Genomic DNA, 19486 nt, shown 5'->3' with positions numbered 1-19486 from the left:
CGCCTACCGCTCGCCGCCCCGGCCGTTACTCGAAGCGCACCGCCAGCAGGACGACGTCCTCCTCGGAGTCCGCCCCTCCCGCCCCGCCCGGCCCCTCCGCCTCGTCCGGCAGCACCGCGCGCAGCACGTGGTCGGCGACGGCCTCCGGGTCCTGCCGCTTGGCCCGGGGAACACCGGCCGCCGCCGCGTGCAGCCGGGCGAAGGCGCGGTCGACCGGGTCGCCGGTACGCCGCAGCAGCCCGTCGGTGTACAGCAGAACCGTCTCTCCTGGCGCGGCCAGCACCTCCGCGCTCGGCGCCTCCCAGCAGGCCAGCATGTTCAGCGGCGCGGAGACGGAAGTCTCCACGAACTCCGTACGCCGCTCCCCGGTCAGCAGCGGCGGGCAGTGCCCGGCGCCCGCCAGCGTGATGCGGCGCAGCGCGGGCTCGCAGTAGCCGAACAGGGCGGTGGCCGAGCGGGCGGGCTCGGTGAGCCGCAGCAGCAGCTCCAGGTCGGACAGGACGGCGACCGGGTCCTCGCCCTCCATCACGGCGTACGCCCGCAGGGAGGCGCGCAGCCGGCCCGCCGTGGCGAGCGCCCCGGGCCCGCCGCCGGTGACGGAGCCGACGGCGAGGCCGAGCGCGGAGTCCGGCAGCGGCAGCGCGTCGTAGAAGTCGCCGCCGCCGCGCGGCCCGGTGCGGTGCCGGACGGCGAGCCGGACGCCGGGGGTGCGCGGCAGCCGGGCGGGGAGCAGTTCCTCGGCGACGGCGGCCATGCACGCGCGCGTGCGCTCCAGTTCGCGGAGCCGGTCCAGGTGCTCGGCGGCGCGGCGGACGTACAGCCCGGCGAGGTGCCGCTGCCGCTCGCGCGGCTCGGCGGGTTCGTCGTAGAGCCACACGGCGGCACCGAGCCGGCCGGTGGTCTCGCCGCGCAGCGGGAGTGCGTAGCTGGCGGCGTAGCCGAGCCGGGCGGCCACCTCGCGGTGCCGGGGGTCGAGTCCCTCCCCGGCGAGCAGGTCGGGCTCGGCGATCCCGCCCTCGCCGGCCGGTAGCCCCTCCAGAATGCGTCCGTACGCCAGTGCGGCGCGCGGCACGGTCTCCAGATGGCCGAGGTCGGCGCGGGTCAGGCCGAGGCCGACGGAGGTGTCCGGGCCGAGTCCGTCGGCCGGTTCCAGGACGGCGAGGCCGCGGCGCGCGCCCAGCAGGGCGGCGCCGGCGCGCAGCACTTCGCGCAGGGCGTCGCCGAGGGTGCCCGTACGGGCCAGGCGCCCGGTGAGTTCGTGCAGGGTGGTGAGGTCCGACACCCAGCCGGCGAGACGGCCTTGGAGGAGGGCGCCCGGGGCGCCGGGGGAAGCCGCGGGTACGGACGGGGTGCCGTCCGGCGTGACGGACGCGACAGTGTGTGCGGGTGAGGGAACCGTTGAATCGATTCCGGCCACTTTCGCGGCGTGCGGGGCGTTCATGGCAGTCGGCTTTCCGACCGGCTCCTACTGCACAAAAGCATCGCAAACCCCCATGTCATGCTGCGTCGCCGGCAGTGTCTCCACATGTACACGCACTCGTAAGGAGATGTCCAGCATTGTCCTGCTGGGATTACTGGTGTCTGTGAGGCGGAAGTGACGCCCTTCTCTTCTTTGTGCGAAAAAACAAAGTTGGCCGAAAACTGCCCCGGAGGACGGCTTGTTGCGGTCGACTGGTGGTGCTTCACGGAGCGTCACAGCGGTCGTGATGGGTACGTACCCGGTGAAAGCCAGGGGTGATGGGCGGGTGGCCGGCGGCCACCCGGAACCTGGCGGGGGCCCCGGGCGTCCTATCCACCGACGACCGTGCCCCATCCTCCCGTGGCGGAGGCGGAGAGAAATACGCGGGACGGCAAAACGCCACACTCCGCCACCCCGCGCCACGCCCATGCTTTTGAGCGGCGCAGTATGGACGGACCGGCCGCGCGGCCGATGCTCGACCCATAGGGGTTCCCCTTGTCCGTCGACAAGGTGTGACGCGCCGGCAGATGGGCGCAAGAACGCGCAGTACGTGCAAGTACGCGCAAGCGAGCAGTACGCGCAAGCGATTCGCGCAGTGAAGAGATCGACACATGGTGTGATGTGGACCTCGGTGTTGCCAGGCGTGCAACGGAAAGGAACGAGCGCTCATGCGCGAGATCCTCGGAAGGCGACGCAGGCTCCTGTCCCGGCGTGGCGACGGAGGAGGGCCTGACCTGATCGGCGCGGCCCTGACCTACGCGACGCGATGGCAGTGGCCCGTGCTCCCGGGCGTGGCGGCGGACCCACAGGGGCGCTCCGGCTGCTCCTGCCCCGACCCGGAGTGCACGGTGCCCGGCGCGCACCCCTTCGACCCCGGCCTCCTCGCGGCCACCACCGACGCGCGCATGGTGCGCTGGTGGTGGACCGACCGGCCGGCCGCCCCGATCGTCCTGGCCACCGGGGGCGCCGCTCCCTGCGCCGTCTCCCTGCCCGCGCTGCCGGCCGCGCGCGCGCTGGCCGCGCTGGACCGGGCGGGCATGCGGCTCGGCCCGGTGGTCGCCTCGTCGACCCGATGGTCGATCCTGGTCAAGCCGTACTCCATGGAGCAGCTCGGCGAACTGCTCTACGCCAAGGACCTCGTCCCCGGCTCCCTGCGTTTCCACGGTGAGGGCGGCTATCTCGCGCTGCCGCCGTCCGAGAGCGGCGCGGGCGCCGTCCGCTGGGAACGCGCGCCGCTGCCCGGCTCGGCCACCCCCTGGGTGCCCGATGTGGAGGCCGTGGTGGACGCGGCGGTCGACGCCCTCACGCGCAGGGGCGTGAACGCGCCCGAGCTGTAGGGCCGCCGGGAAGGGTGCCGCCGCGCGCGGCGGCACCTCCGGGAGACAACTCACCTGCAGAAACGGGCGGTTGAGGCGTGCTCGCGCTCGGTGACCGGAGCCGCACGCAGAAAGACCCGGTTGCTGGCGACGGGGGATGCACCAGCAACCGGGCTACTGGAACGGTAACAAGAGATCGGCGGTTAGCAAATTCGGTCTCCGGATTTCCGGTCACCGACTGGCTTGATCCGGCCGGGTGTTGTGACCGGAGTCACTCGCCCCGGCCGGGACGGCGGGCCGCCGGTCAGCTGAGCGTGACCTGCCGGTTCGTCAGTCCGCCGCGCGCCCGGCGCTCCTCCGCGGTGAGCGGCGCGTCGGCGGCCAGCGCCTCGGCGAGACGCTCGGCGAACTCGGCCGCGGGCTTCTCGATGTCCGCCGCCGAGACGGCGCCGGGCAGGTCCCAGACGGGCACGGTCAGCCCGTGGGCGCGGAAGGAACCGACCAGCCGGGTGCCCTCGCCGAGGGAGGACCGGCCCGCCGCGTGCAGCCGCGCGAGAGCGTCCAGAAGCCGCTCCTCCTCGTACGGCATGACCCAGCGCAGGTGGTTCTTGTCCGGCGTCTCGCACCAGTAGGCGGCGTCCACGCCCTGGAGCCGGACGGTCGGGATCGCCGCGGCGTTGGCGCGCTCCAGGGAGGCGGTCACCTCGGGCGTGGCGTTCTCCGCGTCCGGGACCCAGAACTCGAAGCCCTCGTGCACCACCGGCTCGAACGTGCCCTCGGGGTCGAGCAGGTCCTGGAGCCGGGGCCCGTCGGCCGGCGCCCTGCGGGACTGGACCGGCGAACCCGGCGCGGCCTCCAGGGCACGCTGGAGGGTGTCGGCGAGGTCGCGGCTGATGTCGCCGGACGGCGTGTCGTTCTGGAGGCCGAGCAGGACCGAGCCGTCGTCGCGGCGCAGCGCCGGCCAGGCCATCGGCAGCACCGTGGCCAGGGTGACGGACGGGACGCCCTCGGGGAGACCGCCCTTCAGCGTCAGCTCCGCCGTGGCCGCCGGCACCAGCTCGCGCAGCGCCACCCAGTCGCCCTCGCCGGGCAGGCCCTCGAACGGGCGCTGCACCAGCTCGGTGACGGCCTGGGCGGCGGCCCGGCCGTGACACGCCTTGTACCGTCGGCCGCTGCCGCACGGGCAGGGCTCGCGGGCGCCGACGACCGGGACCTCCGCGTCGGTGAACTGCGGCCGCTCGGCCTTCGTCTGGGGTCGCTTCTTGGCCATCGTGGGTGTCTCCCGGTTACGGCTCATCTCGTACGGGCGCGAGCCTAGCCGTTCGCGTCGGGGCGGACGGGTCCCTGTGGACAACCGCGGGGCGGCCCTGGGGCGCTCCCGGGACGTCCCGGCTCCGGAGCCTCGAAGACGTGCCGGTGCGGAGCCTCAAGGGCCTCTCGGCCCGCGCCCCCGAGGACTGCCGGCCCGGTGTCCCGACGACGTCCCGGTCCGGAGCCCGAAGGTGTCTCGTCCCGGATCCCCGGAGACGTCTCAGCCCGGGGCCGGGCTCGAAGACGTCTCAGCCCGGGGCCGGGCTCGAAGACGTCTCAGCCCGGGGCCGGCCCCGAAGATGTCTCAGCCCGGGGCCGGCCCCGAAGACGTCTCAGCCGGCGGCCGGCCTCGAAGACGTCTCAGCCCAGATCCTCGAAGGCGTCCGCGAAGTCCAGGCCCGGGATGTCCGCCACCGCCGGGGCGCCCACGCGCGCGGCGAAGTCGTCACGCCGGTGCCCCGCGTCGGGGTCGTACACGTCGTCGTGGACGACGACCCAGACGGTGACCTCGCCGCCGGCGTCGTCGCGGACGCCCCAGTCGTCGGCGAGCGCCGTGATGATGTTGAGCCCGCGGCCCCCGTGTGCCGTCACCGAGGGTGTCGCCGGGGCCGGGCGGGTGGGACCGCCGCCGTCCGTCACCTCGACCAGGAGCCGGCCGCCGGGGTCCACCCGCCAGGCCGCCCGGACGTCCCCGTCACCGGCCAGGGCGTCGCCCAGGGGCCGGCCGTGCTTGCAGGCATTGCTCAAAAGTTCGGAAAGGATCAGTACGGCGTCGTCGATGACCGATTCGGTGACCCCGCCTCTGCGCAATTGATCGCGCATGCGGTGTCGCGCTTTCCCCACGCCCGACGGACCATGGGGAACGGCCATGCTCGACGACGTCGGCACCTCCTGTGCCACCACCAACGCCACCCCCGAGACCTCCTTTGCCCCACGCCACGGTGTGGATGCCCCATTGGCCTGAACCGGAAACCGGCCGCTCCCCGCCCGGTGACGCATTCGACATACCCGGACACACAGCGGACGCGCCGGTGCACAACGTGTCACCGTCCGGCCCTCCGGGCTCCCCGCGGAAGCCGGGCCGGTTCAGCGGCCGAGCCGGTCGAGGACCGCGCGCGGCCGGTTGGTGATGATGGCGTCCACGCCCAGGTCGACGCAGAGGTCCATGTCCTCCGGCTCGTTCACGGTCCACACGTGCACCTGGTGGCCCGCCCGCCGCAGACGCTCGATGTACGCCGGGTGGTTGCGCACGATCCGTACCGAGGGCCCGGCGATCCGGACGCCGGCCGGCAGCCGCCCGTCCCGCAGCCGGGGCGAGACGAACTGCATCAGGTACACCGTCGGCAGTGTCGGCGCGGCGGCCCGCACCCGGTGCAGCGAACGCGCCGAGAAGCTCATCACGCGCACACGTGCCTCCGCGTCGTCGGCCGGGGCGTCCAGCCCGAACCGCTTCAGCAGGGCCAGCAGCCGCTCCTCCACCTGTCCCGCCCAGCGTGTCGGGTGCTTGGTCTCGATGGCCAGTTCCACCCGGCGGCCCGCGTCGGCCACGAGTTCCAGCAGCCGCTCCAGGGTGAGGACGGAGGTCGCCTCCCGGTCCTCGGGCCGGTGCTCGTACTCCGGTTCCTCGCCGCGCACCCGCCACGCCTCGCGCGTCTTCCAGGAACCGAAGTCCAGCGCCGCCAGATCGGCCAGCTCCATGGCCGAGACCGCGCCGCGGCCGTTGGACGTACGGTTGACGCGGCGGTCGTGCACACAGACCAGATGGCCGTCGGAGGTCAGGCGCACATCGCACTCGAGGGCGTCCGCGCCCTCCTCGATGGCCTTCCGGTACGCGGCGAGGGTGTGCTCGGGAGCTTCGTCCGAGGCCCCGCGATGGGCGACGACCTGGATGCGGTGCTGTCGTGCGTGGGTCACCGCGACATGGTGTCACCGCGCGGGGGCGCACGGGGGACGGAAGCCGGAGCGCGGGCGGGGAACAGCTGAGGAACAGCCGGGACACAGTCGGGGGCATCAAGGCCGGTATGTCTTACATTTCCTATGTAAGAAAGAACCACGGACGCACAGCGACGGCTTATGGTGCTCTGACGGCCCGTGGGAAAAGCTGGCGGCATACAAGAAGACATGCACAGCTACAACGCGCCGGACCGTCGAGGCCGGCGTGCACGAGCGTGGCTGAGTACGACTCAGTGTGACCGAACAACAGCCGTGGATCGAGGAGAAAAGCTGTGAGCACCGAGAACGAGGGCACCGCGGTACCTCCGGCCCCGTCCGCACCCCCCGTGCCGGTGGACTCCCCCGCAGCCTCCCCGCAGCAGCCGGCCCCGCAGCCCGGCGCCCCGGCAGCGCAGGCCGGGCACCCCGGCCACGGGGCGAACCCGTACGGGCCCGGCCCCGCCGCGCAGGGCTCGGCCCCCGACGCCTCCTGGCCCCCGCCCGCGCCGCCGGCCACCCCGTACGGGGGCGGCGACGGCACGGGTGGCGGCTACGGCGGCCCGGGAGGCGGTCCCGGCGGCTGGGGAGCCGCGTACCAGCCGCCCCCGCCGAAGTCCGGTCGCGGCCGCGGCGGACTGATCGCCGCGGTCGCGGTCGCCGCCCTGGTGGCGGGCGGACTGGGCGGTGGCCTCGGCTACACCCTGGCGGAGAACAACGACTCGGGTTCCACCACGGTCTCCGCCTCGGACACCGGCGGCTCCGTCAAGCGCGACGCGGGCACCATCGCGGGCGTCGCCGCCAAGGCGCTGCCCAGCACGGTCACCATCGAGGCCGAGAGCACCAGCGGCGAGGGCGGCACCGGCACCGGCTTCGTCTTCGACAAGCAGGGCCACATCCTGACCAACAACCACGTGGTGGCCGAGGCGGTCGACGGCGGCAAGCTGACCGCGACCTTCCCCGACGGCAAGAAGTACAACGCCTCGGTGGTCGGCCACGCCCAGGGCTACGACGTCGCCGTCATCAAGCTGGCGAACGCGCCCTCGAACCTGAACCCGCTCCCCCTCGGGAACTCCGACAAGGTGGCCGTGGGCGACTCCACCATCGCCATCGGCGCCCCCTTCGGCCTGTCCAACACCGTCACCACGGGCATCATCAGCGCCAAGGACCGCCCCGTCGCCTCCAGCGACGGCAGCTCCACCAGCAAGGCGTCCTACATGAGCGCGCTCCAGACCGACGCCTCCATCAACCCGGGCAACTCCGGCGGCCCGCTGCTGGACGCCCAGGGCAACGTCATCGGCATCAACTCCGCGATCCAGTCCGCGAGCAACGGCCTCGGCGGCACCGGCCAGGCCGGCTCCATCGGCCTCGGCTTCGCCATCCCGATCAACCAGGCCAAGTACGTCGCCCAGCAGCTGATCAAGACCGGCAAGCCGGTGTACGCGAGGATCGGCGCGTCCGTCTCCCTGGAGGAGACGACGGACGGCGCCCAGATCACCGAGCAGGGCGTCGGCGGCGCCGAGCCCGTCGAGGCGGGCGGCCCCGCCGACAAGGCCGGCCTCAAGCCCGGCGACGTGATCACCAAGCTGGACGACCACGTCATCGACAGCGGCCCCACCCTGATCGGCGAGATCTGGACCCACCAGCCCGGCGACAAGGTCGAGGTCACCTACGAGCGCGGCGGCAAGGAGAACACGGTGGAACTCACCCTGGGCTCCAAGACGGGCGACGACTGACCCGGCCTCCGCCCGCTGCCGGTACGCTGTACCCGCCCCGCTCCCAGCGGACCGGGGCGAGGTGGGTTGCCCGAGCGGCCTAAGGGAACGGTCTTGAAAACCGTCGTGGCGGCGACGTCACCGTGGGTTCAAATCCCACACCCACCGCACCCGGAGACGGCCCCTGATCAGGCACCACGGTCAGGGGTCGTTCCCTGTCCGGGGTCCGTCGGCCGGGTCAGGCGGGCGGCCGAGGTGATGGTGGCGCGGGCCTCCTGTTCGGAGAGGCCGGTGCGGCGGGCCGCGGTGACCAGGGCGTCGGTGAGGGCGGGGCCGATGCCGTTCTCGTAGGCGCGGCAGGCCGCCCAGAACAGGCGGGTGTTGCGTTGGCCCTCGTGCGCGGCGAGGACGAACTGCACGAGGCCCTGGCCGTGCGCGCCGCCCGGGGAGGGCGTGGAGCGGTGTGCGCGGGGCGCGGGGAGCAGCAGGCGCAGGAGGGCGCGCGGGCAGGGCGCGGGCGCGAGGTGCGCGGTCCCGGGGGCCGTGGTGTACGCGCCGTGCCGGGTGCGGGAGCCGGGGCCGACCAGGTAGCCGCCGGCGCCGCGGACGTCGATGCCGGGGGCGAGGCGGCCGGCGGAGTTGGGGACGGCGACGCCGGGCGGGCCGGTCAGCCACAGGTGGCGTCCGCCGCTGGGGGTGAGGACGACCACCGTGGGCGGGATCGTGAACAGGTGGCGCAGGGCCAGTTCGCGCAGGGCGGCCGAGGAGTCGCCCGTCGCCTTCGTGTCCAGGTCGATGCCGATGAGGTGGTGCGGCGGCAGGCCGCAGGCGATGCCGTAGCCCGTGGCCCAGGGGGCGGCCGCGAACAGCTCGCGGACGCGGTCGGGGTCGCTCGTCGCGTCGTGGACCCCGTGGCCGGGCCGGCCGCACTCGCCGTGGCAGGGCGCGGCGCCGGGGTCGTCGCGGTGCGGGGAGCGCAGGGCCGGGAGCTTGGTGCGGGAGAGCGGGATGACGGCCAGACCGCGTTCGGCGGCTGACAGTGCGTGTGCGAGGGCCGGCGTCCTGGCCTGCCGGTGGGTGGTGGCCATGGATTCATGGTCGTACGGGTGTTCGAGAAAAGGAAGGGGGAGTGCGGCCGACGCGCCGGGCGGGGTCGGGAAGGGCGGATGCGGCGGAACGCTTCGCCCCTTGTGGGGCTTGGGGTGTTGATGCCTTTCCTGCCCCTGGGTGGGACGCAAGGGGCGCAAAAGGGTTTATCGACTTGTCCTCACGCTTGAGGGCGAATCAGGGTCCTCGGGCTGGTTCGCGGGGGACGCGATGGGCAACTCTGATCACGCGACGTCGTGCAAGTCGCCGGGGCGGACGGCCAACTGCCCTGGTGAAAGGGCTTGTTCAGGTCTGGTTCACGTACTTCTCGCGCTGTCGGCAGCTGGCCGGTGCGCATCTTTCAGGAGGAACAACATGGCAAGCATCCGTACCGCCCGCGTCATCGCCGCCGTCTCCGCCCTGCCGCTGGCCGCCGCCCTCTTCGCCGGCGTGGCCGCGGCCGACAGCGGCGCCTTCGCGGACGACGGAGCGAACGCGACCGCCGCGGAGGGCTACGCCGGCATCATCGGCAGCGGCGTCGGTGACGACAACAACGGCAACTCGGCGACCACCCAGCAGCAGGCGGTCGGCTCCGGTGCCACGAACCAGAACAACACCGCGCAGGTCGACGGCTCCGCCTTCACGGCCATCAACCAGGGCAACGACAACGTCTCCGTCAACTTCACGCCGCTGTGGTGGTGAGCTGAGGGACGGCGCGGGCGCGGGCCCACCCGGCACCGGCGCCGCCCCTCATTCCGAGTGCGGGTGTGCTTCATGGGGTCGCATGGCGTCCGCGCGGCGGTACTTCGGTGCCGTCGCGCGGACGTGTCCCGGGCCCTGCCGGGCACCGCCCCCAGGGGTGATCCCCGACGCGTCCTCCTCCCTCGTCCACCTTCAGGAGGTGCAGCTCGCCCCACCCCTACAACCTGAGGCGGAGTCCGCTTCGGGACCTGCGGCCGATCCGGCGCGCACCCGGCGCTCCTAGCGTTGAGGCATGACCACACCCGTCTGCACCAGGGCTTCGGACGCCGCGACGGCGGCGCCGCGGACGTTCCCGCACCCGCCGCTGCCCTACTCGTCGTACCCCTCCTTCGCGTCGTACGTGAAGGCCCGGCAGCCGGTGCTGCTGCGCACCGCGCGGTCGCTGACCGCGAACCCGAGCGACGCGGAAGACCTGTTGCAGACCGCGCTCACCAAGACCTACGTGGCCTGGGAGCGGATCGAGGACCACCGGGCGCTCGACGGTTACGTCCGGCGCGCGCTGCTGAACACGCGGACGTCGCAGTGGCGCAAGCGCAAGGTCGACGAGTACGCCTGCGACGAGCTGCCCGAGCCGGAGCCGGTGCCCGGCGGGAACGACCCGGCCGAGCAGCAGGCGCTGCACGACGCGATGTGGCGGGCGATCATGCGGCTGCCCGCGCGGCAGCGGGCGATGGTCGTCCTCAGGTACTACGAGGATCTCAGCGAGGTCCAGACGGCCGAGGTGCTCGGGGTCTCCGTCGGCACGGTGAAGTCGGCGGTCTCGCGCGCGCTGGGCAAGCTCCGCGACGACGCGGAGCTGAGCACGGCCTTCGGCTGAGCACGCCGGCCGCACGTACCCGCCTGGGCACGCCGCCGAGCGCCCCGGGCACGTACCCCGCCTCGGTGCGCGGCCGGGCCCCTTGCCCCCGGCATCGCGACTGAGCACACCCGAGCCCCCAGCCGGGCGGCCTGGCCCGGGCCCCTCGCCCGGTATTCCGGCCCTCGCCCGGTTTTCCGGCCCGAGCCCCTCCGCCGGGCGCCTCCCCCGCGCAGGGCCGTGAACCGAGCGGACGCGACCCCGTGGCCGGCCGATCGGACTCGTACGTGATCGATCATCGGCCGGTAGTGACATACCACTTGGTACGTGCGCAGAATCAGCGCACCCCATGCCGCCGCGTAGGCAATGTCGCCCCGGGAGGTCACCGTGCAGAGCACGATGCAGGACGTACCGCTGCTCATTTCCAGGATTCTCACCCATGGCTCGACGGTCCACGGCGCCTCCCAGGTGACGACCTGGACCGGCGAGGGCGCACCGCACCGGCGTTCCTTCGCCGAGATCGGGGCCCGCGCCGCCCAGCTGGCGCACGCCCTGCGCGAGGACCTGGGTGTCGGCGACGGCGACCGCGCGGCCACGCTCATGTGGAACAACTCGGAGCATGTCGAGGCATACTTCGCGATCCCCTCCATGGGTGCGGTCCTGCACACCCTCAACCTCCGCCTCCCGGCCGACCAGCTCGTCTGGATCGCCAACCACGCCGCCGACCGGGTGGTGATCGTCAACGGTTCGCTGATCCCCCTGCTCGCCCCGCTGCTGCCGCGTCTGGAGACGGTCGAGCACGTCGTCGTCTCCGGCGCGGGCGACCGCTCGCCCCTGCTCGCCGCCGACGGCGCGGGGAACGGCGTACAGGTGCACGAGTACGAGGACCTGATCGCGGGGAAGCCGACCGTGTACGACTGGCCGGAGCTGGACGAGCGTACGGCGGCGGCCATGTGTTACACCTCCGGCACCACCGGCGACCCCAAGGGCGTGGTGTTCAGCCACCGCAGCGTCTACCTGCACTCCATGCAGGTCAACATGACCGAGTCGATGGGGCTGACCGACCAGGACACCTCACTGGTGGTAGTGCCCCAGTTCCACGTGAACGCGTGGGGTTTGCCCCATGCGACCTTCATGACCGGCGTGAACATGCTGATGCCGGACCGGTTCCTCCAGCCCGCGCCGCTCGCCGCGATGATCGAGGCCGAGCGGCCGACGCACGCCGCCGCCGTCCCCACTATCTGGCAGGGTCTGCTCGCCGAGCTGACCGCGAAGCCCCGGGACGTCTCGTCCCTCACCCAGGTGACCATCGGCGGGTCCGCCTGCCCGCCGTCGCTGATGGAGGCGTTCGACGCACTCGGCATGCGGGTCTGTCACGCCTGGGGGATGACCGAGACGTCCCCGCTGGGCACGGTGGCCCGCCCGCCGGCCCACGCGGTCGGCACCGACGAGGAGTTCGGCTACCGGGTCACCCAGGGCCGGTTCGCGGCCGGCGTCGAGGCCCGCCTCACCGGCCCGGGCGGCGAGCGGCTGCCCTGGGACGGTGAGTCCGCCGGTGAGCTGGAGGTCCGGGGGCCGTGGATCGCCGGGGCCTACTTCGGCGGGCCGGCCGCCGAACCGCTCCGCCCCGCCGACAAGTTCAGCGAGGACGGCTGGCTGAAGACGGGCGATGTCGGGACGATCTCCCCGGACGGCTTCCTCACCCTCACCGACCGGGCCAAGGACGTCATCAAGTCCGGCGGCGAGTGGATCTCCTCCGTCGACCTGGAGAACGCCCTCATGGCCCACCCGGACGTCACCGAGGCCGCCGTCGTCGCCGTCCCGGACGACAAGTGGGGCGAGCGCCCGCTGGCCACGGTGGTCCTGCGTGAGGGCGCCACCGCCGACTTCGACGCCCTGCGCGCCTTCCTCGCCGAGCACGGGAAAATCGCCAGGTGGCAGTTGCCGGAGCGCTGGACGGTCATCGAGGCGGTACCGAAGACGAGCGTCGGCAAGTTCGACAAGAAGGTGCTCCGGCGTCGCTACGCCGACGGGGAACTGCCCGTCACGCTCCTGTGACCCGCCGGTGAGCCCGGTAGGGGCGCGTGCCTGTGACCCGCCGGTGAGCCCGGTAGGGGCGCGTGCCTGTGACCCGCCGGTGAGCCCGGTAGGGGCACCCGCCGGTGACCCGCCGGTGAGCCCGGTAGGGGCACCCGCCGGTGACCCGCCGGTAAGCCCAGTAGGGGCACCCGCCGGTGACCCGCCGGTGAGCCCGGTAGGTCACGCGCCTGCGATCCGCCGGACGCCCGGGTTGGTCACGCTCCTGTGGCCCGCCGGGGCGCCCGGCCCCGCACGGCCGTGCTCCCCCAGCCCAGCGCCAGCCAGGCCCCGGCCACCGCGCACACGCCGCCCCAGCCCCAGTGGGTGAAGGCGGTCCCCGCGACGGCCGAGGCCACGGCGCCGCCCGCGAAGCCGGCGACGACGTAGGCGGTGTTGGCGGTGGCCGGGGCGGAGGTGGTGGTCAGCGCGAGGGTCTGGTTGGCGACGTGCGAGGCGACCAGGGCCGCGTGCACCAGGACCGCCGCCGCGCACAGCGCCGCCATGACGTGCCCGCCCAGCCAGAACAGCGGCACCGACACCGCGGCCCCCGCGTACGCCGTCCGGACGACCTTGGCGGCGCCGAACCGGTCCACCAGCCCGCCCGCGAGCGGCGCGGTGACGCTCGCCGCCAGTCCGAAGAGACCGAACAGGCCGGCCGCGGCGGTGGTCATGCCGTAGCCGTCCTCCTCGGTGAGCAGCAGCGCGAGCGTGGTCCACATCGCGCTCCAGGCGCCGTACATGCCCGCCTGGCGCACGCACGCGCGCCACAGTTCGGGCGAGCGCCGCACCACCCCCGGCAGCGCGGTGAGCCCGGCGAACAGCGGGCCGCCGAGCCGCGGCGTCTCCCGGGGCAGCGCGGCCGAGGTCGCGAGGCCCAGCAGGGCGGTCAGGCCGGCCGCGCCGAGGAAGACCCAGCGCCAGCCGAAGGCCTGCCCGGCCAGGGCACCGAGCACCCGGGCCGCCACGATCCCGGTGAACAGGCCCGCGATGACGGCGGCGACGTGCCGGCCCCGCTGGTGGGCGGGGGCGCGTTCGGCGACCAGTGGAACGAGGAGCTGCGGTACGACGGTGGCGGCCGAGGCCACCAGCACCGCGCCCGCGAGGGCGTACGTCCCGCCCGTCGCCGCCCCGGCGACCAGGGCCGCGGCGGCGGCCAGCGTGAGGACGGCGACCAGCCGGCGCCGGTTCACCCGGTCCCCGAGCGGGGCGAAGAAGAGCAGGCCGGCCGCGTAGCCGAACTGCGCGACCGAGGCGAGCCAGGCCACGGCCGAGGGGGTGGAGCCGAAGTCACGGGCGATGAGGGGGAGCAGCGGGGCGGCGAGGTAGATGTTGGCGGCCGTGACGGCGGTGCAGACGGCTATCAGGGGGAGGAACAGGCGGGAGCGGAACGAGCGGGCCGGGCGGACCGGGCGCGTGTGCCGGTCCGTGGCCGTCGCGGCGGCGGGGACCCCGGTGGCCGGTGCTGGTGAGGACATGGGCGGGACGACTCCTTCACGCACACAGTTGCAACTAACTGGTTGGTTGGCTACAACCACCGGTCCTTCCGCCGCATTCCCCTGGGGACGGAAACTTTCAACCAAACAGTTGGTTACCGCTCCCGGCTACCCTGGACCCATGGCAGCAAGGGACCCCGAGGCGACCAAGGCCCGGATCTTCGAGGCGGCCGTGGCCGAGTTCGCCGCCCACGGTGTCGCGGGCGCCCGCATCGACCGCATCGCGGCCGAGGCCAAGGCCAACAAGCAGCTCATCTACGCCTACTACGGCAACAAGACGGAGCTGTTCGCGACCGTCCTGGAGAGCAAGATGGTCGACCTGGCCATCTCGGTCCCCGTCGACCCCGACGACGTCGAGGGCTGGATCGACCGCCTGATGGACTACCACGCCGCCCACCCCGAGCTGCTGCGCCTGCTCTTCTGGGAGGGCCTGGAGTACGGCGCCGCCGAACTTCCCCACGAGGCCGAACGCCAGGAGCACTACGCCCGGAAGGTCGCGGCCCTGCGGGACGGCCAGCGGCGCGGCGTGATCACCGACGCGATCCCCGCCCCCGACCTGCTCTTCCTGCTGGTCGCGATGACCAACTGGGCGATGGTCGTCCCCCAGATGAAACGCATACTGGTCGGCGGTGAGACCCCCGACGCCGCCCGCCTGCGCGCCTCCATCAAGGAGGCGGCGCGCAGGATCATCGCCGTCGAGGGCCGCTGAGCCGAGGCCGTCAGTTGGTCCCGATCCGGGCGAGCAGCTCCACGATCCGGGCCTGAACCTCACCGCTGGTGGACCGCTCCGCCAGGAACAGCACCGTCTCGCCGGAGGCCAGCCGCGGCAGGTCGGCCTGGTCGACGGCGGCCGTGTAGACGACGAGCGGGGTGCGGTTGAGCTGTCCATTCGCCCGCAGCCAGTCGACGATGCCGGCGGTCCCGGCGCCCGGCTGCCGCCGCCCCACCCGCATCAGGTCCATCACGACCAGGTTCGGCCGGAACTGCCCGGCCAGCGCCACCGCGTCCGCGTCGCTCGCGGCCCGCGCCACCTGCATCCCGCGCCGTTCCAGCGTCGCCGTCAGCGCCAGCGCGATCTCCGCGTGCTCCTCGATCAGCAGCACCCGCGGCGGATGCTGCTCGCTGTCGCGCGGCGCCAGCGCCTTCAGCAGGACGGCGGGATCGGCGCCGTACGCCGCGTCGCGCGACGCCTGCCCCAGCCCGGCCGTGACCATCACCGGCACCTCGGCCGCCACCGCCGCCTGCCGCAGCGACTGGAGCGCCGTGCGGGTGATCGGCCCGGTCAGCGGGTCCACGAACAGCGCCGCGGGGAACGCCGCGATCTGCGCGTCGACCTCCTCGCGCGAGTGCACGACGACCGGCCGGTAGCCCCGGTCGCTCAGCGCCTGCTGCGTACTGACGTCCGGCGCGGGCCACACCAGCAGCCGGCGCGGGTTGTCCAGCGGCTCCGGCGGCAGTTCGTCGTCCATCGGCTGCGGACGCGGCGGATCGGCCACCTCCACGGCCCCGCCGGGCCCGTCCAGCGGCTCGGGTCCCTCGGCGGCGTTCCGGTCCGGCGCGCCTATGGCGTACGACCGTCCCGTGCCCTCGGTCGGCTGCGCGAGCCGGGGCGGCTGGACCTGGCCCTGCGGCGCGGCCGGCTGCTCACCCGACGGGTGCGGACGGCCGGCGGCGGGGTCGGGCGGCGTACCGAGCTTGCGGCGGCGTCCGGAGCCGTTCGGGTGGTGCGGGGCGGGGGTCGCCGTCGGCTGCTGCACCTGGGCGGCCTGCCGGTCGAACGGCACGCCCTGTCCCAGCGTCCGCACGCTGATCGACCGCCCCTGGGTGGAGTCCGGGTCCACCGGAGGGGGGGCCTCCGCGGGCAGTGGCTGCGCCGCGCGGGGGGTGCTCTCCGGGGGCAGCGGCGTACCGCGCCCGGCGGTGGAGGCGGTCTCGGCGCCGGGAGCGGGGGCCTGGGCGCGCGGCGGCACCGGCGCGGGCACCCCGGCGCCCGAGGTGTCACCGGGCGCGGGCCACGGAGCCGGGGCGGCGTGCGGCTGCCTCTGCGGCGGCAGCTGGGTCTGGGGCTGGAGCCGCGGTGGGGGCAAGGGCTGGGCGGCGGGGGCGACGGGAACGGCACCCTCCGGTGCCTCCCCGGCCTCGGCCGGCTCCGGCGGCGCTCCGACCGCCCGGCGCCGGCGGCCCGTGGGCGCGCTGGTGGGGTGCGGCTGCGGCGGGGTGTGGTCGCCGGCCTGGTCCTGCGGGACGGTGTCGTGCCGGCCCCCGTCGGCCACCGCGTCGTCGGAACCGGGGTGCGCGGAAGGCACGGGGGGCACCTGCCCGGGGACCGGCACCGGCATCGGCGGTTGCCCGGGGACCTGCCCGGGGACCGGTACGGCGGTCTGACCCGGGACCGGTGCGGGGCTCCGGCCCGGAGCCCCCGGAGCGGGTACGGCCGCCTGCCCGGCGACCTGCCCCGGAGTCGTGTCCTGACCGGCGACCGGAGGGACCGGGCCGCCGGACACCTGGGCAACCCGCGGAGCCGGGCCGCCGGGCACCTGGGGAACCTGCGGGGTCATGCCGCCGGGCACCTGGGGAACCGGGCCGGGAAGAGGGGCGGCCGGCGGAACCGGCGCGGCGGGGGCGGCCACCGGCGCGACCGGGGCGCCCGGCGCAGCCGGGGCGGCCTGCGGAACGGGCGAAGCCTGGCCGGGAATCTGAGGCGCGGCGGCCGGCGGCCGGGGTCCCGCGACCGGCGCCTGCGGCACACCGACCGGTGCCTGCGGCACACCGACCGGTGCCTGGGGCATGCCGACCGGTGCCTGGGGCATGCCGACCGGTGCCTGGGGCGTGCCGACCGGCGGCCGGGGCGCGGCGGCGGTAGCCCGGCCGGCGGGGCCCGCCACCGGCGCCTGCCCCGGCTGGACGGCCGCGGTCTCGGCCTCGGCCGGCCGGTCCGCGTCGGCCGGGGGCAGGGCGAAGACCTGCCGCGGTCCCGCGTCCTGCGCTGCCGCGCGCTCGGCGGCGGAGGCGAGGGCGCGGCGCCGCCGCCCGGTCGGCTGGTCGGCCTCGGACGGCGGCACCGCCCCGGCCACCGCCGTCCCGCCGCCCTGCGCGGGCAGCGCCGGCGGCAGGGCGTGCTGTTCGCCGCCGGGCCGCCGGGCCCGCCGCCCGGACGCCTCCGCCGCACCCTGCGGCGACACCGGAACCCCTTGCGGCGGAACCGTCCCGCCCAGGCCGTTGCCCGTGGCGGCGGCCCCCGCCGCGTGCTCGGCCGCGGTGACGACAGCACCCTCGGAGACCCCGGGACCTCCCGGAACCGCCTCCAGCGCCGCCGGGCCGCCGCCCGCGTCCTCAGCGGGCCGCCCGCGCCGCCGCCCGGTGCCGCCGGACCCGTCCGTCGCCTGCGCGGGGATCGGCGCCGGCACCGCTTCCGCGACGGCCTCGGCCTCCGCGGACGCCGCGCGGCGCCTGCGCCGTCCGGTCGGCACGCCGGCCTCGGGGCCCGTACCGACGGCCGTGTCAGCGGACGCGGACGCATCCGCGACCTCGCTCTCCAGGAACGCGTCCACCGAGGGGCGCCGCGCCCGCCGCCGGCCACCGCCCGGACCGTGCTCGCCCTCGTCCCCGCCGGGAACCGGACCCTCCGGCTCCTGGGCGACCGGAACGGCCGCGGGGGCGGGCACGGGAGCGACGGCCCCCGCCCCACCCCCGATCGGCACTTCGAGGACATAGGCGTTGCCGCTCATCCCCGGCACCGCGTGCGTCTGGAGGACGCCGCCGTGGGCTCGTACGATCCCGCGGACGATCGGCTGGTGCACCGGGTCTCCCCCGGCGTACGGTCCGCGCACCTCGATCCGTACGACCTCGCCGCGCTGGGCGGCGGCCACCACGACGGTGCTGTCCATGTAACCGCCCGCCGAGACGGGCGCGTTGCCGGTCGCGTCGACCCCGGCCACGTCGGCGACCAGGTGCGCGAGGGCGGTGGCGAGCAGCCGGGCGTCGACCTCGGCCTCGATCGGCGGCGCGTGCACGGCGAACTGCACCCGGCCCGGCCCGACCAGTTCCACGGCCCCGTCGACCCCGGCGGCGACGACCGCGTCGAGCATGACCTTCGTACGGGTCACCCCGCCGCCCTCGCCGGCCTCGGCGTCGAGGCGCTGGTAGCCGAGGACGTTGTCGATGAGGGTGGTGATGCGGGAGTAGCCCGCGGACAGGTGGTGCAGGACCTGGTTGGCCTCGGGCCACAGCTGCCCGGCGTCGTCCGAGGCCAGCGCGGCCAGCTCCCGCCGCAGCTCCTCCAGCGGGCCGCGCAGGGAGGTGCCGAGCAGGGTCAGCAGCTGTTCGTGCCGCCCCGACAGGGCCTCGTACCGGTCCTTCTCCCGTTCGCCGAGGGCGGCGTACCGCTCCTCGTGCGCGGCGAGTTCCTCCGCGTGCTGCTCGGTCAGCTCGGCCAGTTCGGCCGCGTGCCGCCGGCGCAGCGCGGTCAGTTCGGCGGCGTGTTCCCCGGCGAGCCGCTCCAGTTCCTCGGCGTGGAGCCGGTCCGCCTCCTCCTTCTCCCGCACCAGCGCGTCCAGGGGCCGCCGGTCGGTGAAGGTCATCACGGCGCCGACCAGCTGGTCGCCGTCGCGGACCGGCGCGGTGGTCAGGTCGACCGGCAGCGGGTCGCCGCTCTTGGTGAAGACCACCTGCCCGCGCACCCGGTGCTTGCGCCCGGAGCGCAGGGTGTCGGCGAGCGGCGACTCGTCGTACGGGAAGGGGGAGCCGTCGGCGCGGGAGTGCAGGACGAGGGTGTGCAGCTCGCGTCCGCCGAGGTCGCTGGCGCGGTAGCCGAGGGTCTGTGCGGCGGCCGGGTTGACGAGGACGATCCGTCCGTCGGTGTCCGTGCCGACGACGCCCTCGGACGCGGCCCGCAGGATCATCTCGGTCTGCCGCTGCGAACGGGCCAGTTCGGCCTCGGTGTCGACGGTGCCGGACAGGTCGCGGACGACGAGCATCAGCAGTTCGTCGCCGGGATAGCCGTAGGCGTCGTAGGCCTGCTGGCCGGAGTCGAGGTTGGCGCTGGCCACCTCGACGGGGAACTCGGAGCCGTCGGTGCGGCGCGCGACCATCCGGGTCGGCTTCGTCCGCGCCCGGGGGTCGACGTGGTCCGGCCGGCGCATGGAGCCGGGGATGAGCTTGGAGTCGAACTCGGGCAGCAGATCGAGCAGCCCGCGACCGACGAGCGCGGTGCCGGGGGCCTCGAACGCCTCCAGCGCGATGCTGTTCGCGTTGACGACGGTGCCATTGGCGTTGACCAGGACCAACGCGTCCGGCAGCGCGTCCAGTATGGCTGCGAGGCGAGCAGCGCCCCGGGATGGCCTGCCGCTCACGAGACGCCTTCCTCCCTGTTACCGCACCTTGCCGACCGCCCGGGCCATCTTGCCAACCGGCCCGGGGCATGTCACCCGAGGGAGTCTAAGGGCTGGGGTCGTGCCGGGGGCGCCGGATGAGAGGGAGGTCGCACGACGAAGTGACGGGGAACGCCTGTGCGTACGGTCTGACGTCGCGGGACCTTTGCG

At 74.6% G+C, this 19486-nt stretch carries 13 protein-coding genes and 1 tRNA gene; 7 read left to right on the top strand and 7 right to left on the bottom strand.

Annotated elements, in window-relative coordinates; all coding sequences use genetic code 11:
* Window positions 1-25: 25 nt before the first annotated feature.
* Window positions 26-1441, bottom strand: a complete 1416-nt coding sequence (locus tag Sdagh_RS20900) for a PP2C family protein-serine/threonine phosphatase (RefSeq protein ID WP_190076905.1) — start codon at window positions 1439-1441, stop codon at window positions 26-28.
* Between the two features lie 686 nt (window positions 1442-2127).
* Here Sdagh_RS20900 and Sdagh_RS20895 point away from each other — a divergent pair.
* Entirely contained in the window at window positions 2128-2796 is a 669-nt protein-coding gene (locus Sdagh_RS20895) for a bifunctional DNA primase/polymerase (RefSeq protein WP_190076904.1), read from the top strand.
* Between the two features lie 283 nt (window positions 2797-3079).
* On the opposite strand, the gene Sdagh_RS20890 is transcribed toward Sdagh_RS20895, so the two are convergent.
* From Sdagh_RS20890 to Sdagh_RS20880, 3 genes are all read right to left on the bottom strand, one after another.
* Window positions 3080-4045, bottom strand: coding sequence for a DUF5926 family protein (locus tag Sdagh_RS20890; protein WP_189417016.1), 966 nt, complete (start codon window positions 4043-4045; stop codon window positions 3080-3082).
* Window positions 4046-4446: 401 nt separating this feature from the next.
* Entirely contained in the window at window positions 4447-5085 is a 639-nt protein-coding gene (locus tag Sdagh_RS20885; RefSeq protein ID WP_189417018.1) for an ATP-binding protein, read from the bottom strand.
* An 87-nt stretch (window positions 5086-5172) separates the two neighbouring features.
* Window positions 5173-6000, bottom strand: coding sequence for a glycerophosphodiester phosphodiesterase (locus tag Sdagh_RS20880; protein ID WP_189417020.1), 828 nt, complete (start codon window positions 5998-6000; stop codon window positions 5173-5175).
* Window positions 6001-6311: 311 nt separating this feature from the next.
* Between Sdagh_RS20880 and Sdagh_RS20875 the strand changes: the two genes are divergently transcribed.
* Entirely contained in the window at window positions 6312-7751 is a 1440-nt protein-coding gene (locus Sdagh_RS20875; RefSeq protein WP_190076903.1) for a S1C family serine protease, read from the top strand.
* Between the two features lie 60 nt (window positions 7752-7811).
* A tRNA-Ser gene (locus Sdagh_RS20870) sits at window positions 7812-7898 on the top strand.
* Between the two features lie 20 nt (window positions 7899-7918).
* Here the strand turns inward: Sdagh_RS20870 and Sdagh_RS20865 are convergent.
* The gene (locus Sdagh_RS20865) at window positions 7919-8818 is read right to left on the bottom strand and encodes a bifunctional DNA primase/polymerase (RefSeq protein WP_190076902.1); all 900 of its coding nucleotides are present in this window, start codon (window positions 8816-8818) and stop codon (window positions 7919-7921) included.
* 373 nt (window positions 8819-9191) lie between these two features.
* Between Sdagh_RS20865 and Sdagh_RS20860 the strand changes: the two genes are divergently transcribed.
* The 3 genes from Sdagh_RS20860 to Sdagh_RS20850 all read left to right on the top strand — a co-directional run bounded on the left by Sdagh_RS20860 (window position 9192) and on the right by Sdagh_RS20850 (window position 12432).
* Complete coding sequence (locus Sdagh_RS20860) at window positions 9192-9518, top strand: hypothetical protein (protein WP_189417026.1); 327 nt, start codon at window positions 9192-9194, stop codon at window positions 9516-9518.
* A 292-nt stretch (window positions 9519-9810) separates the two neighbouring features.
* Entirely contained in the window at window positions 9811-10395 is a 585-nt protein-coding gene (locus Sdagh_RS20855; RefSeq protein ID WP_189417028.1) for a SigE family RNA polymerase sigma factor, read from the top strand.
* A 345-nt stretch (window positions 10396-10740) separates the two neighbouring features.
* The gene (locus tag Sdagh_RS20850; protein ID WP_190076901.1) at window positions 10741-12432 is read left to right on the top strand and encodes a long-chain fatty acid--CoA ligase; all 1692 of its coding nucleotides are present in this window, start codon (window positions 10741-10743) and stop codon (window positions 12430-12432) included.
* 236 nt (window positions 12433-12668) lie between these two features.
* On the opposite strand, the gene Sdagh_RS20845 is transcribed toward Sdagh_RS20850, so the two are convergent.
* On the bottom strand, window positions 12669-13928 hold the full coding sequence (locus Sdagh_RS20845; protein WP_190076900.1) for an MFS transporter: 1260 nt from the start codon (window positions 13926-13928) through the stop codon (window positions 12669-12671).
* Window positions 13929-14067: 139 nt separating this feature from the next.
* Between Sdagh_RS20845 and Sdagh_RS20840 the strand changes: the two genes are divergently transcribed.
* The gene (locus tag Sdagh_RS20840) at window positions 14068-14655 is read left to right on the top strand and encodes a TetR/AcrR family transcriptional regulator (RefSeq protein ID WP_189417032.1); all 588 of its coding nucleotides are present in this window, start codon (window positions 14068-14070) and stop codon (window positions 14653-14655) included.
* 10 nt (window positions 14656-14665) lie between these two features.
* Here Sdagh_RS20840 and Sdagh_RS20835 read toward each other — a convergent pair whose 3' ends face one another.
* Window positions 14666-19297, bottom strand: a complete 4632-nt coding sequence (locus tag Sdagh_RS20835; RefSeq protein ID WP_190076899.1) for a PAS domain-containing protein — start codon at window positions 19295-19297, stop codon at window positions 14666-14668.
* Window positions 19298-19486: the final 189 nt, after the last annotated feature.

The sequence above is a fragment of the Streptomyces daghestanicus genome, assembly GCF_020521275.1.
Lineage (GTDB): Bacteria > Actinomycetota > Actinomycetes > Streptomycetales > Streptomycetaceae > Streptomyces > Streptomyces griseoviridis.
The sequence above is the reverse complement of the archived record's forward strand: the minus strand, read 5'-3'. Positions and strand labels throughout refer to the sequence as shown.

Bases quoted from the DNA above. Each gene is read 5' to 3' on its own strand.
- Sdagh_RS20900 (WP_190076905.1), bottom strand. From the start codon at position 1,441: ATGAACGCCCCGCACGCCGCGAAAGTGGCCGGAATCGATTCAACGGTT.
- Sdagh_RS20895 (WP_190076904.1), top strand. From the start codon at position 2,128: ATGCGCGAGATCCTCGGAAGGCGACGCAGGCTCCTGTCCCGGCGTGGC.
- Sdagh_RS20890 (WP_189417016.1), bottom strand. From the start codon at position 4,045: ATGGCCAAGAAGCGACCCCAGACGAAGGCCGAGCGGCCGCAGTTCACC.
- Sdagh_RS20885 (WP_189417018.1), bottom strand. From the start codon at position 5,085: ATGCGTCACCGGGCGGGGAGCGGCCGGTTTCCGGTTCAGGCCAATGGG.
- Sdagh_RS20865 (WP_190076902.1), bottom strand. From the start codon at position 8,818: ATGGCCACCACCCACCGGCAGGCCAGGACGCCGGCCCTCGCACACGCA.
- Sdagh_RS20860 (WP_189417026.1), top strand. From the start codon at position 9,192: ATGGCAAGCATCCGTACCGCCCGCGTCATCGCCGCCGTCTCCGCCCTG.
- Sdagh_RS20855 (WP_189417028.1), top strand. From the start codon at position 9,811: ATGACCACACCCGTCTGCACCAGGGCTTCGGACGCCGCGACGGCGGCG.
- Sdagh_RS20850 (WP_190076901.1), top strand. From the start codon at position 10,741: ATGTCGCCCCGGGAGGTCACCGTGCAGAGCACGATGCAGGACGTACCG.
- Sdagh_RS20845 (WP_190076900.1), bottom strand. From the start codon at position 13,928: ATGTCCTCACCAGCACCGGCCACCGGGGTCCCCGCCGCCGCGACGGCC.
- Sdagh_RS20840 (WP_189417032.1), top strand. From the start codon at position 14,068: ATGGCAGCAAGGGACCCCGAGGCGACCAAGGCCCGGATCTTCGAGGCG.